The organism is Salicibibacter kimchii, assembly GCF_003336365.1.
GTDB lineage: Bacteria > Bacillota > Bacilli > Bacillales > Marinococcaceae > Salicibibacter > Salicibibacter kimchii.
In genome coordinates this window covers 2,724,258-2,737,477 of record NZ_CP031092.1, presented here as the reverse complement: position 1 = coordinate 2,737,477, position 13,220 = coordinate 2,724,258, and the positions used below count along the sequence as shown (strand labels likewise).

At 46.9% G+C, this 13,220-nt stretch carries 10 protein-coding genes; all 10 read right to left on the bottom strand.

All coding sequences use genetic code 11. The annotated features are described in order from the left end of the window. Positions 1-301 precede the first annotated feature (301 nt). Positions 302-2,662 (bottom strand): M28 family peptidase, encoded by a 2,361-nt coding sequence (locus DT065_RS18970; protein WP_227002617.1) that lies wholly within the window; start codon positions 2,660-2,662, stop codon positions 302-304. 219 nt (positions 2,663-2,881) lie between these two features. After that, a complete protein-coding gene (locus DT065_RS13915) occupies positions 2,882-4,540 on the bottom strand; it encodes a bifunctional metallophosphatase/5'-nucleotidase (RefSeq protein WP_114374402.1) in 1,659 nt (552 codons plus the stop codon). A 75-nt stretch (positions 4,541-4,615) separates the two neighbouring features. After that, positions 4,616-5,206 (bottom strand): TasA family protein, encoded by a 591-nt coding sequence (locus DT065_RS13910; protein WP_114374401.1) that lies wholly within the window; start codon positions 5,204-5,206, stop codon positions 4,616-4,618. A 63-nt stretch (positions 5,207-5,269) separates the two neighbouring features. Then, entirely contained in the window at positions 5,270-6,907 is a 1,638-nt protein-coding gene (locus DT065_RS13905) for a dipeptidase (protein ID WP_114374399.1), read from the bottom strand. A 26-nt stretch (positions 6,908-6,933) separates the two neighbouring features. Continuing rightward, positions 6,934-8,946: a gamma-glutamyltransferase gene (ggt, locus tag DT065_RS13900; protein WP_193550770.1), complete on the bottom strand. Its 2,013-nt coding sequence runs from the start codon at positions 8,944-8,946 to the stop codon at positions 6,934-6,936. A gap of 152 nt (positions 8,947-9,098) precedes the next feature. Continuing rightward, the gene (locus tag DT065_RS13895) at positions 9,099-10,877 is read right to left on the bottom strand and encodes a M4 family metallopeptidase (protein WP_227002616.1); all 1,779 of its coding nucleotides are present in this window, start codon (positions 10,875-10,877) and stop codon (positions 9,099-9,101) included. After that, positions 10,878-11,468 (bottom strand): TasA family protein, encoded by a 591-nt coding sequence (locus DT065_RS13890; RefSeq protein WP_114374397.1) that lies wholly within the window; start codon positions 11,466-11,468, stop codon positions 10,878-10,880. A 51-nt stretch (positions 11,469-11,519) separates the two neighbouring features. Continuing rightward, the gene (sipW, locus tag DT065_RS13885) at positions 11,520-12,095 is read right to left on the bottom strand and encodes a signal peptidase I SipW (protein WP_114374396.1); all 576 of its coding nucleotides are present in this window, start codon (positions 12,093-12,095) and stop codon (positions 11,520-11,522) included. 77 nt (positions 12,096-12,172) lie between these two features. Further along, entirely contained in the window at positions 12,173-12,424 is a 252-nt protein-coding gene (locus DT065_RS13880) for a hypothetical protein (protein WP_114374394.1), read from the bottom strand. A gap of 193 nt (positions 12,425-12,617) precedes the next feature. Next, positions 12,618-12,800, bottom strand: coding sequence for a hypothetical protein (locus DT065_RS19925; RefSeq protein WP_114374392.1), 183 nt, complete (start codon positions 12,798-12,800; stop codon positions 12,618-12,620). Positions 12,801-13,220 lie beyond the last annotated feature (420 nt).

Below are 13,220 nucleotides of genomic sequence, written 5' to 3'. Positions count from 1 at the left end.
CTCGGAGTTAATGCCATTATCAACGCTTCGGTGACTGCATGATAACTTCTTCCGATACCTGTCTCTTTCTTGCTAGTTATCAAGCACGAGATCGCGCGATCCATTTTAGCGTGACATTATTAGTATCGAGACCCAGAGAATCATGGCAATAGTATCCGATGTAATCTGGCATTTTCTTGGCTTAATTTGGCACTTTAAAGCGATATTCTGGCAGTTTTTCAAATGAATGTACCATTTTGCCAGGGTAATCCGGCACATTTCAATTTTTCTCTGTCACTTTAAAGTCAGATGCCTTTCCTTACTAAGCAGCTTCATCTGTTGCTGATGATTCACCTTCGCTGACAAGATCCGAAACCGCTTCATCAATCAAATCTCCTACATGTTGTATTTTTTCTGGACTCACATGATCAATGGTGTCGTCAGGTGTGTGGTACCAAGGCTCTAAGCCAGCCTCCCCGGGGTCCGTTCCTGGTTCCATCCAGATAAAGAGTGCGGCATCAATGCCTGCCTCGTGGAATGGAACGTGATCCGATCTGCCTAATTGGTGCAGTGTTTGATCGTCGTCGTCATAGCCCAATCGCTCAGCGGCTGCATCTACAGATTCCCATACAGCATTCGAATCACCGTCAACGGTGCTAACATGAAGTTGGGAAGCCGGATCCCAATCTGTTCCGACCATGTCCAAATTATAGGTCGCTTTACTGCGATCAATTTCGTCCGTGGACAACTGGTCAACATATTCCGATGCCCCGACCAACCCAATCTCCTCGGCACCGAAAGCGACAAAACGAATCTCTTTATCCGTCGGCATATCTTGCATTACTCGGGCGTGTTCCAGCAGGCTTCCTGTACCCGAGGCGTTATCATTCGCACCCGGGGATTCTGGAACAGTGTCGTAATGAGCGGTGAGATAGATGACCTCCGGATCTTCAACATCTTCCGCTTCTTTCACCGCGATCACGTTTTGTGATTCCTCATCGTCCTCGATCCCGAACTCATGAGTGGACGTTTCATAACCTAAGCTTTCAAATTCGTCTTCCATATACGCTGCAGCTTCTGCTTCTCCTTCACTACCCGCTACGCGTTCCCCAATATCTACGCTTAAATGCTCGACATGATCCATCACTCGATTGGCATCAAACGTAGGTTCATCGTTTTCGGTCAGATCATTTGCAAAATCACTTAGAATTTCAAAAGCTTCGTGAGAAATCAATCCGTTGCCCAACTGATGATCCAGAAGGTCGTGAAAGCCGCCCATATGCTCAACGACTTTTTCCGTCTCTTCCTGGTTTTCATAGTGACTTACAACTTCCAAATGAATGTCCAAGGAGTGAGACGCATCCTCTCCTTCAAACTCTCCGTCTTCATCGAATTGCCCAACGAGCGTTTGCAATCCGGAAGCCGTCACTTGAGGATCCCCGCAGTTTTCCAACGGCATGGCGCTTACTTCGTTATACGTCGCTTCTTCATCCATCAAAAAGGGAACAACGGTCATCATCGGTTGACCCATCGAAACAAAAACGCCATGTTCACTTACATCTTCCGTTTCCAAAGAAAAAGCATCAATGTGACGTTCAAGATCTTCAGCTTGTGAGGTATGCAGCATATAGCCGCATGCGTGGGGATCTAATATATCCGATTCATCCGGTTCTCGTATATCTGCCCCGTCGAGATAAAATGGCTCATTTTGTTCTTCGCCATCCGTTGCTTTACGATCTGGCGCTTCATTCACAGCGGCTGTTATATCTTCCATTCGTTCATGGTAAAACTCCAAAGTGGATTCAAGTGTTTCCATCTGGGCCTCCACTCGGTATTCCGGATCTTGCTCCCCAGCTGATTCAGTCAACAGACCTAATCCATGCCGTAATCCTACCATTTGCGATAATACAGTTTCGAGTCCTAAAGTGGACTCAGTGGCATCGCCATAGAGACCCGTTGAAAAACCAGCTTCTTCAACATCTGGGCGCAAATTATCTTCAACCATTTCTTCATTTAATTCACGTAATGGATCATCAACATTGAGATTACGTACCCACTGCATTTCCATATCAGGATCCCCGGTGGCACTAGGCCTTTCATGTGCATCAACCGTAATATCTGGAGAGAACTCCTCTAAGACACCAGCAATCCCTTGCACTTCAGGCTCTTCCAAGTTGAGATGATCACGATTAATATCCACCTCATTCGCATTACCTCGAATGTCAGCCACACGGCCATCTGGGTTTGCCGTTGGGATAAACATGATTGTTGCTTCATTCAACTGCTCAACTAACTCTGGATCTTCCGTGAATGCCAAATCTCTCAACAGCTGCAAGGCCATTTCCTGACCGGCAGGCTCATTTCCGTGTTGTGAGCCAATTACCAACATATTGTTGCCATCTGTAACCTCTTCATCCGATGGCGGTTCTGGAGCCCCTATTTTCACTAAATGTAACGGCCGGTCTTCCAAAGATGTCCCTATTTCGGAATACGTCATCCGCTCCGATTGCTCCGCCACTTCTTCTAAGAATGCCAGTTCATCTTCATGGCTCGTCCATTCTTCACCACCGCTATCCTCAAACCCGGTCGTCGGTGGTTCTTCATTTTCTTGTGCCGACACTCCTGCCATTGGACTAGCGGTGAGCAATAAAGCAGAACCTATCAGCCAATACGCACTTTTCATGAAAATCCTCCTCATGTATTTTCATATTTTAGTAGAAAAAGGAAATGAAAATCACCTTTCTTGTGGTTCGAACACAATACATCGAATATTCGGACATTTGCCGTGTCTTTATCCGCAAATATGTCCGATCTCACCCTTCGTTCGGACACTTTTACCATCATACTCCCGTCTGTGTCCGAACTCATCCTTTTTCACGCGAAAGCCTCAAAATACAACTGTTTATTCATCTTCAGAAACAACGTCCTGGATCCGTCCCTCGACTTCGTAATCCACTTCGCCCAGTTCAGCCATGTAGTCGCGGAGCATTTCCCAGTCCGTATCGCCGACGATTGTGCCGCGGCCGTCTTTGTAAGCTTCGGCAAACTCTTCATATCCATCACCGCCTGCGGCGGTAAAGTTGTTCGTGGCCACGGTGTATTGCTCGTCCGCTTCAATGCGTTCATATTCCCCATCCACTTCGACTTCAAGCGATACCACTCGTTCACCGGAGGCTTGCCCGCTATCAAACGTGAGGCGTGTGCCGTCAGAGACATGCAAAAAACCGCCGTTCTCCTGAGGGCTATCAGACACACTCGTTTCGAACGCCTCGATCAGTTCTTCCCCGGACACATCGAGCAACGTGAGGCGTTTGACGAACGGCAGCACATTGATCGTCTCAGCGACGGTGACATCACCGGCTGTCATCCCTGTGCGAATACCGCCGCCATTTTGTAAGGCCATCACCACATCTTCATCGATTTTCCGAGCGGCCGTTAATTGCCCGTCCGTGATCAAGTTGCCAAGCGCTGTTTCATTGGCACGAACGCTTTCTTCATTCCCGCCTCCATGGCGGGGGTTAGGTAGGTCGTTAACGACAGTGGCCCCTATTTCTTCGTTTTGCAATTCCTCGATTTGCTCCTGATAAGGTTCAAGCATTTTTTCAGCCTCAGGGTCAGGATCTCGGTCTTCCGTTGCGAAAAGTTCCCCATCGACCTCAATAACATCATCATTTTCATCAAAGGTGACGTTCATCCAACCGATATGCTCGCCATGCTTTCCGGCCTGGCCAACAACGGTAGGTTCGATGTCCTCCCCATCTTCATTCTCTGTAACGACAGTTGGCGGATCGACTTCCGTATGGCTGTGTCCACCGACGATCACATCGATGCTCTCTACCTGTTGAGCGAGAAGAAGATCATTGTCGTAACCAAGGTGTGTCAGGGCGATGATTTTATCGATCCCTTCCGCTTCAAATTGATCTACCATGGCCTGAGCGGTCTCGACGTAATCGTGAAACGACACATCCATTGGGCTGGAGATATGACGCGTATCTTCGGTGCTGAGCCCAAAGAGCCCAATGTCTTCACCTTTATGTTCCAGAATAATTCCATCGTGAATCATTCCAACCTCCGCTTTATCGGAAACGCCTTCCATTCCCAAGTCTCCAAGTCTTTCGTCTTCAGAGAAATCCATATTGGCGCCTAGAATAGGGAAATCAGCCACTTCAAAGAATGCAGCCAGTTCCGGATGGCCGTCCTCCACGTCTCCGAGATCAAATTCATGGTTCCCGGGCACGAATGCGTCGTAGCCCATCTCATTCATAAATGCCACCGAGTCCTGGCCATGGAATTCATTAAAATACAACGTTCCGGAAAACACATCACCGGCATAAAGCAATAAACCATCTCCATGTTCCTCCTTTGCCTCATTTAATGTCGGTATCATTTGTGGATACATTTCCGTGTGTCCATGTTGATCGTTTGTATGGTATATGGTCATCGTAAACATTCCATCGGGCTTTTCGATTAATTCATCCGCATACGTATCCGCCATTGGATTCATCATCAACATTAATGCCAGGCACAGGGCCATCGGTGTCACCCAATAAGCGATCCGCATAACTAATCCCTCTCCATGATCTTCATTTTTTTCGAAAAAGAGCTGACCGGATGTGGTGCAGCTCTTTATTGTTCATTATCTTTCTTCACCATCGGTTTGCGTAGCTGTAAACGTCCATTCAAGCTCTAAAGCATCTCCCTGGAATTGGTTCAATTCTTCTTCCACGTCACTGACGAAGTTGAATTGAACAACAAGATCATGGGACTCGTCGACAGCCAATCCGTCATCTCCAAGTTCCGGATAGAATACGTGCTCACTGATCGTTTCCGGTTCCATATCCTGAAGTTCACTCAATGTGGTTTGGAAAATAACTTCATCTAGGTTATCTGCGTTATACAAAAATTCCACCTCAATAAATTCCCCAAAATCTGCAGTATTATCCCCTTCTTGATCAATGACCGTATAGTCGGTTTCAAGCGTTACGGCGTCAATATCCAATGAACCGTTGTTTTGGAGTTCAAAATCACGAATCATCGTGTCTCCGGGTTGGAGGTTGTCCACATCGATGATTTCCGTCGGTTCTGCGTCTAAATCCAACGTCCCGGCCGCGAATGTATTATCCGTTTCAGCACTGTCGCTAAAATATGCGAACGTACCTCCTCCAATCAATGTCAATCCGAGAACCGCCGTCGTCACACCCATGCCTAGTTGTTGTTTGATACCCATTTTGAAATCCTCCCTTAAAAATTTTGATATGTGAATGCCACCAAAGGCGATACCACCATACTCTTATGGCCATTCGTCAATAAGCACATCCGCTTCATTCGTGAGCACACTATACGCGTGTTCGGTAATCAGCACTTGCTCATGCTGGTGATCCAGCATATCCTTTAAGCCTTTCATATGTTGGCTTGCTTTTTCCTTTGCGCCCTGATCTTCATAATGGCCGACTGCTGTCAAATGACGGTCAAGTGTTTGGGCCGTCTGTCCGTTTTCAAATTCGCCTTCTTCTTCAAAATGCTCAACAAGTGTTTGCATATTATCCACGCTTGCGTCGACGTAGAAGATGGTTGTTTCTCTTTCCGTTTCACCGCTTTCGGTTTCTGCTTCAAAAGTGACTACATGGAAACGTTCCTTTAACGGCTCATCCACTTCTAGGGATACGGTCGATGTTTCCGCGTCAAACTCAGGTTCATATTCAATGCCATCAACAATGGCATTATAGCTGCTTTCATCCGCTGTTTCGCCCTCTACCTCTGCTTCCAAGACAGGCGTGTTATCGCCCACTTTTCCGCCCATCTCAATAGAAGGTGTTAGGCTTAGACCTGTGTCGACAGCTTCCTTCTCCTGATCAACCTCTTCCATAACCCGCAAATGGTTTTGACCTAATATTTTCTCGATGTTCTCTTCTGAATAGTTCCGATTCTCCAGTTCTTCTGTAATTTTGGATAATTCAGAGGCATCTTGTAAGTCTGCCGGCATGGCTGCGCCATCAAAATCCGAGCCTAACGCGACGTGATCAACACCCATCACATCAACGGCATAATCGATATGGTCAACGACATCGTCCACGTAACCTTCTGTATCCTCTGTTAAAAATACAGGATAAAAGACAATGCCTAGCACACCCCCGTTATCGGCTAGTGCTTCCATCTGTTCATCAGTGAGATTTCGCTGATGGTCACGCAATTCCTTCACACCCGAATGACTGGCAATAATCGGATCTTCAGAAGCTTCGATCACATCCCAGAACGTTGTTCTCGCCATATGGGAGACATCAATCATCATTCCGAGTTCGTTCATTTCCTTGGCGACTTCCTCGCCCAGTTCCGTTAACCCACCTTCCGATGGAGTTTCCTCCGGATCGTTATATACTCGATCCGCACCCTCGCCGAGGGCATTGGACGTGTTCCAAGTAAAGCCAAGTGCTTTTACACCAAGGTCATCGTATTGGTGCAACAACTCAATCGCGTTCTCCTCTTCCATGGAATATCCGCCTTCGATCGTCGGAACGGCCGCGATTTTATCATCCTGTACCGCTTGCATGATGTCGTCATAAGAAGAGGTGACAGTCAGATCGTCCGGATTGTTATCTTCCGTCCAATAAAGAGCATTAATTTTTGCTAACGTTTCACTGATGCTGCGAGGCGTATTTTCATAGTATCCGGGTGTATAGGCTGCCATATATGGGACGTCTAATCCACCCGCTTGCGCCTTTGGAATGTCAAAGTCGAAGGATGTTTCCTTCCCGATATCGGTTTCGGGAAGCCAAGTCTTTTCGTCTAACGCATGCATATACGTGTCTATATGGCTGTCCACGATGGTAGAGTCAAAGTGGATATCCGGCGCATCCGCAGAGGATTTAGCCGGAAAAGCTGAAAAAATTAGCAGTGTACTTGCGGCCAAACAAACGACTTTTTTCCCCATGTAAACCTCCCCTTTTTTTAAGGTTATCACTGTAATTTTTCAATCAAGCGATCTGCTTGCGCTTGTAAAATATCATGCGCTTCCTCCGAAATGAGCCCATTTTCGTTTTGATGATTCAGCAAATCGTTAAATCCTTCTTCCATGTGCCGGATGACCTTTTCATCGTCTCCTTGATTTTCGTAATGATTGATGGATGTTAAATGAAGGAGTAAATCACGTGCCGTTTCTTCATTTTCAAATTCACCTTCATCTTCAAAACGATTAACGAGGTTTATCATAGACGCACTGTCCAATGTAAATCCGATAGCCGCGCCTTTTCGATTACTATCCGCTACCCCTTCAAAGACACCATCATCGTGATTGACCATGATGCTTTGGACGTTGCCAAGACTGCTGGGGTTCTCGTCAAATTCATGGCCGAGCGCCTCCAGCTCGTCACGAGCACCTTGAGGAACCCCTTCCTCCCAACTGATATTGGGATAATCCATGCTGTGAATACGGGGCGCCTCGATGGCTTCCTGTAGGCCCATGTCATGGTCAATGACGTTGTTGACGACGTTAAATACTGCGTTAATAATTGTTGTTCCTCCCGGTGAACCGGCACTCATATACGGTTCGCCGTCATCAAAGACAATCGTTGGGGTCATGCTGCTCAATGGTCTTTTGTTAGGTTCCACTTCATTGGCCCCGCCGGGGGTTGCGTCAAAATCCGTCAATTCATTGTTCAGCAGAATCCCGTAGTCGGGAACCATGATGCCCGAGCCAAAGACCTGCTCGATTGTGCTCGTGTAGCTGACCATGTTGCCCCATTGGTCCGTAATTGTAAAATGAGTGGTCTCGCCCGTTCCTTCTCTTTCTTCCACCTCAACGGATCCATGGCTTGGTTCCTGATCCTCATAGGCCCAAGGATCACCGGGTTCCACGTCTTCATTGGCTTCATCAGGGTAGATCAAAGCACTACGCTGCTCAATGTACTCAGGATGCAACAGCCCTGTAAAAGGAACGTCCACAAACTCGGGATCGCCCATATACTCACCCCGATCGGCATAACCGAGACGCATCACTTCCGCCAATAGATGATAACGCTCCGCGTCCTGGCTTCCATACTGTCCAACGTCAAAATCCTCCAGAAGAGCGAGCATTTGTAATAAGGTCAAACCACCTGAACTCGGCGGAGGCATGCTCGCGATGTCATACCCTTGATATTCTCCCCATACCGGTTCGTCGATGTCCGCTTCATAGTTGCGAATGTCCTCCATCGTCATGCTTCCGTCGAACTCCTGGACGGTATCGGCGATGGCTTGTCCGACTTCACCATCATAAAACGCATCCAGACCTTCGTTTTGAATGAGTTGCATCGTATCAGCCAAGTCTTCCTGGACGAGGTGATCCCCTTCCTGTAAAGGCTCGCCTTCAGGTAAAAAGACATCCTCGGCCGCGCTTTGCGATAATTTATCCCGGTTACTATCGATCGCGCCTGCTAACTCTCCGTCGATTTCAAAGCCTTCATCGGCTAATTCAATGGCTGGTTCCATCAGTGTTTCGAAGTCCAGGTGCCCCCATTTTTCACTGGCCGTCATCAGGCCATCCAGGGTGCCTGGGACTCCCACCGAATCGCCACTAGTCACTCTTTCTTGAAAAGGAATTTCATTGCCGTCTTCGTCCAGGAACATATCCGGCTCCGCACCAGCAGGCGCTCGTTCACGACTGTTCACGATCGTCGTATCGTCTTCTTCGGCATCATAAACCATCATGAAACCGCCGCCACCCATGCCAGACATCATCGGTTCCACAACATTCAAGGCAAAATGAACGGCAATGGCGGTATCAACCGCATTCGCGTTTCTTGTCAACATATCTTCGCCGACTTCAGAGGCCAGAGCATGAGACGTCGACACCATGCCATCTTCACCTTCATCAACCAACGGATCCTCGGCAGCGGCAGTTTTATCCGTACCGAGATCCGTGAGAGCTGTCGAAGCGACAAGCATAAACGATGTTGCTATGGCCATCCCCGGACGCCAGTGTTTTCCAATCATTAGATATACCTCCCTACTTTTGAGTAGCCATAGTTTGTGAGACGCTCATCCTGGGAAATTGGGAAAATACCAGAATGAATGGGAAAAGTGCCAGATATCTTCGGAAAATGCCAGATTATCTTAGCATTTGACGACGATCACAGAGCTTCCTTTTACTCGATCCCTACACCATCAAAACCATCTCCGGTAGCTTCAGCTTGGTCACTATCTTCTCCGTAGAGATCAATCGCTGACTGGACGAAGGCAAAACGGGTATCGTCAAAATCAGACATCGGTGTTAAATACGTCGTTAAAGCCCGATAAGCAATTTGCCCAAGGTCTTCACGACCGATTTCTTGTCCGATCAAATAGGCCGCATGATTGATAATGGAGGAATTGGTATGAACACCACCGTTATCCAGTTCAATCGGTAAGTCGTAATATTCATCCATGTGGGAAGGATACGCGCCTGAACCATCACCATGCTCCCAATACGCCTCATCGACGTCGAACAGACCAGGATCTTCTAGACTGCGCAATGCAAAACGACCATCCTCGATCGCAGCCGGTGCCATGACATCGTCCCCGACATGCCAGCTGGAATCATCAACCAAAACACCGAATATGTCGGACATGGCTTCATTTACCGCGCCGGATTGGAAGCGATAAACGAGGCCCGCTGTATGCTCGGTGACCCCATGAGTGATTTCATGAGCGGCGACATCCAGACCGGCTGACAAAGGAATAAAAAACTCATCGTCCCCGTCACCATAGGTCATTTGGCTCCCGTCCCAAAAAGCGTTAGCAAAATCCTCGCCGTAATGCACGGTCGACACAAGCGCCATCCCTTCATTATCGATGGAGTTGCGGCCATGCTCTTCCAAGAAATATTCATAAACTGTGGTTGAATTGTAATGAGCATCTACCGCGGCCGCGTGGGATTCATCTCTTAAGTCAAAAGCAGCACCGACATTGGAATAAGGCACACCCGGCAAAGAGAAATCTTCCTCTGCGTCATAAGTCAAGATGCCATCCAAATTAGGAATGGAAAAATCAAATAAGCTGAAGGTTCTGCCTGGTCCATTGGCTGCTGCTTTATGCGAAATGTTCAGTACGCGATGCTCACCATGAACACCTATGCCGGGACCGGTTGCGGATTGATACGCGCCAGGGTCCGGTTCAGCATTAGATACAGATGATGAGGCGTCTGCTTGTTTATTTTCCTCATTTTGCAATTCTTCATCTTCCAACCCGGCCGCCTCTGCCATATGGGAAATGGTATTGTACTGATCAAGCACTTCACCTGTGCCGGCGTCAATAAAAACAAACCAATTGCCCGGATCCTCCGTCCTGTAAGTAATGTTCACTTTATAAGCGAGGTGGGCATCATCCCCCAATGGATAATACACGAGTTCGATTTCAGGACCTTCTTCCAAATCCTCAGGCGCAACAACAGCTTCGCGAGCGTTTTCGATCGCTTCTTCCTCTTGCAACGTGGCACTACTTGTAACCACATCCATCTCATCCACTTGCGCATTGAAATGCCCATTAACCGAGTCGACGTTATCGTCTTTATCAAAATGGACAATCACTTCATGTCCCTCGACCGGAATCCCATTTTTCGTTTGTTGCAGACGAATATGGGTCATCCCCTCGTCATCGGTTTGTTCTTCAAGCACTTCCATATCCTGTAGGGGATTCGCCATATCAAAAAGATCTTTGTTGGCTTCCAAAAAACGTTTGGCTGAATCAGCGTTGCTTTTCTGGTTTTCGACGGAACGCTGCATTTGCACGGACACATCTGCGTCATCTTGATATAAAATTCTTGAATTTTCACTGTTTTCTTCCGGAACCTCATCACTCGGAGTCCCGGAGTTGGCTAAAGCTCCACTCGACATAACGAGTGACGCGATTAAAGTCATCGACAAACTGCTCGTCCATTTTTTAGCCATTTATTGTTCCTCCCCTTCGGTTTGTGTAGCTGTAAACGTCCACTCTAGCTCTAAAGCCTCGCCCTGGAACTGGTTCATGTCTACGTCATCGTCGCTTGTGAAGTTAAACTGCACGACGAGGTCGTGGGACTCATCGACCGGCAGGCCGTCATCGCCCAACTCAGGATAGAACACGTGCTCACTGATCGCTTCCGGTTCCATGTCCTGGAATTCACTCAAGGTCGTTTCGAAAATCACTTCGTCCAAATTGTCGGCGTTATACAAAAATTCCACCTCGATAAATTCCCCGAAATCGTGTGTATTATCGCCTTCTGCATCAATCACCGTGTAGTCGGTTTCCAACGTCACCGTATCAATATCCAATGACCCGTTGTTCTGCAATTCAAAATCACGAATCATTGTATCCCCGGGTTGCAAGTTATCCACGTCAATGATCTCCGTCGGTTCCGCTGACAAATCAAGCGTCCCTGCCGCGAACGTATTGTTCGTTTCGACACTGTCGCTAAAATACGCGAATGTACCTCCTCCGATTAATGTCAAACCGAGAACGGCTGTTGTAACACCCATACCAAGCTGTTGTTTGACCCCCATTATGGATTCCCCCTTGTGAAATTTTATGTGAACGCCTCGTCAGGTTCGGAGTTACTCCTGACGGGGCGGCGACACCGATTCTTCCTTTTTCTTCGACGGTTCGATCTGTCGCAAACCGCGCCAGATGGTGAATGCGGAATAAGCCAGCAACAAAACACCGGGTAAAATTAATAACAGCACTGCTCCCTGCTCCGAGGTAGCAAAAACAAACGCGTAACCGACAAACGGAACGGTTACCCCTGTGTATTCGCCAACGATATTTTCAGCGATTACCGGTTCAGAATCCGTTGAGTTGTTGTTATCCCCTTTGGTAATGTATTGCTCGCCATCGTTCTCTACTTCGTGAACCCTATGGGTGACCAGATTGTCATCAGGATTAGTAAAAGTGATGACATCCCCTTGCTCAAACTGGGTCGGGTTCTCAGTTGGTTCAATCGCAATCATCGATCCGGTTTGAATCTCCGGTTCCATGGAACCTGATAAAACCGTTTTTAGTTCATACCCAAAGATATTCGGTTCACCATCAGCCGCCTGGCTGGAAATAACCGCGAATAAGGTGACAACAAGTAACGTAAACAATAAAACTGTTGTAAAGCCGCTGATGACTTTCCTCGTGACATGCCACATACGTATTTATCACCCTCGTTTTAGTTTTGTAATTTTGTGATATTACGTTGATTGGTGATATTAAAATCATTAGTACCCTATTGTTCTTCGTCTCCCTCGTCCGAACCAACTTCGTCATCCTCCGCTTCCGAGTCCTCATCCTTATCATCAGCGCTGTCGGCATCTTTATCGTCCTCTTCTCCAAATGAATCGGTCGTTGAAAGATCACCTTCAAGTGATTCCATGTCTTCGAAAGTCGCCGATGTCGGTGAAGTTACTAAAACGCCGATGAAAATTAATAAATAAGTTACCGCGAACAGACGGACTGAAATGCTTATTTTTCTGCGCATTTCACCCTCTCCTTTCCACCCTCCTGGGCGCTTAAAATGTCATACGCTCCTCGGTGATCAACTCTTGTTGATGGTCAAGGAGATCCTCAAAGCCTCCCATATGCTTACGTTAACGAGCTAGTCGCCGTTTGCAACGCTTCGAAATCGGCATGAATGTGAATATCAATAAATCCCGGTGCGACGATATTCCCTTCTAAACCGACTTCATGTTTGCAGCGTTGGCTTCATCCAGGCACCCAACCTGATAAATGTATCCGTTTCGAATCCCAACGTCCGCTTCATCACTGGATTGGCCTGTCCCGTCCATCACCGTGCCGTTTTTAATAATCGTGTCACATTCATTTTCTTGGGCATCACTTTGGTTGTCATTTTCCAGTGCTACGACGGATCCACCCGTTTCAACATTTCAAGTGATCCTACCCAAGATAAAATTCATCGCCCGCGAAAGTCGCCTCCTATTCCTTTTTTTGCTTTTATTTCATGACTTTGAGATATTACACTAAATATTACCATTGTAACAATAAATCTAAAAATAACCTGAGGTTATAAATTTATATCTATTTATTATTTTTATTTAATAATAGTTCATTTCTATCATTTTTTCATTGGCCACTTCGAAAGATTTTCTATCTTTTTTGAAACCTATTTCATAATTACCCTTTTCCCGGATGTGTATTTTTTACTATTTTTATTTTTTGTATTAATAAAAATCTTTTTTGTGACAGGGTTTCCCTTACTTATCTCTCATTTTTTCATATATTTTCCTAAAAAAGGAGGATATGACCATTTTTAAATC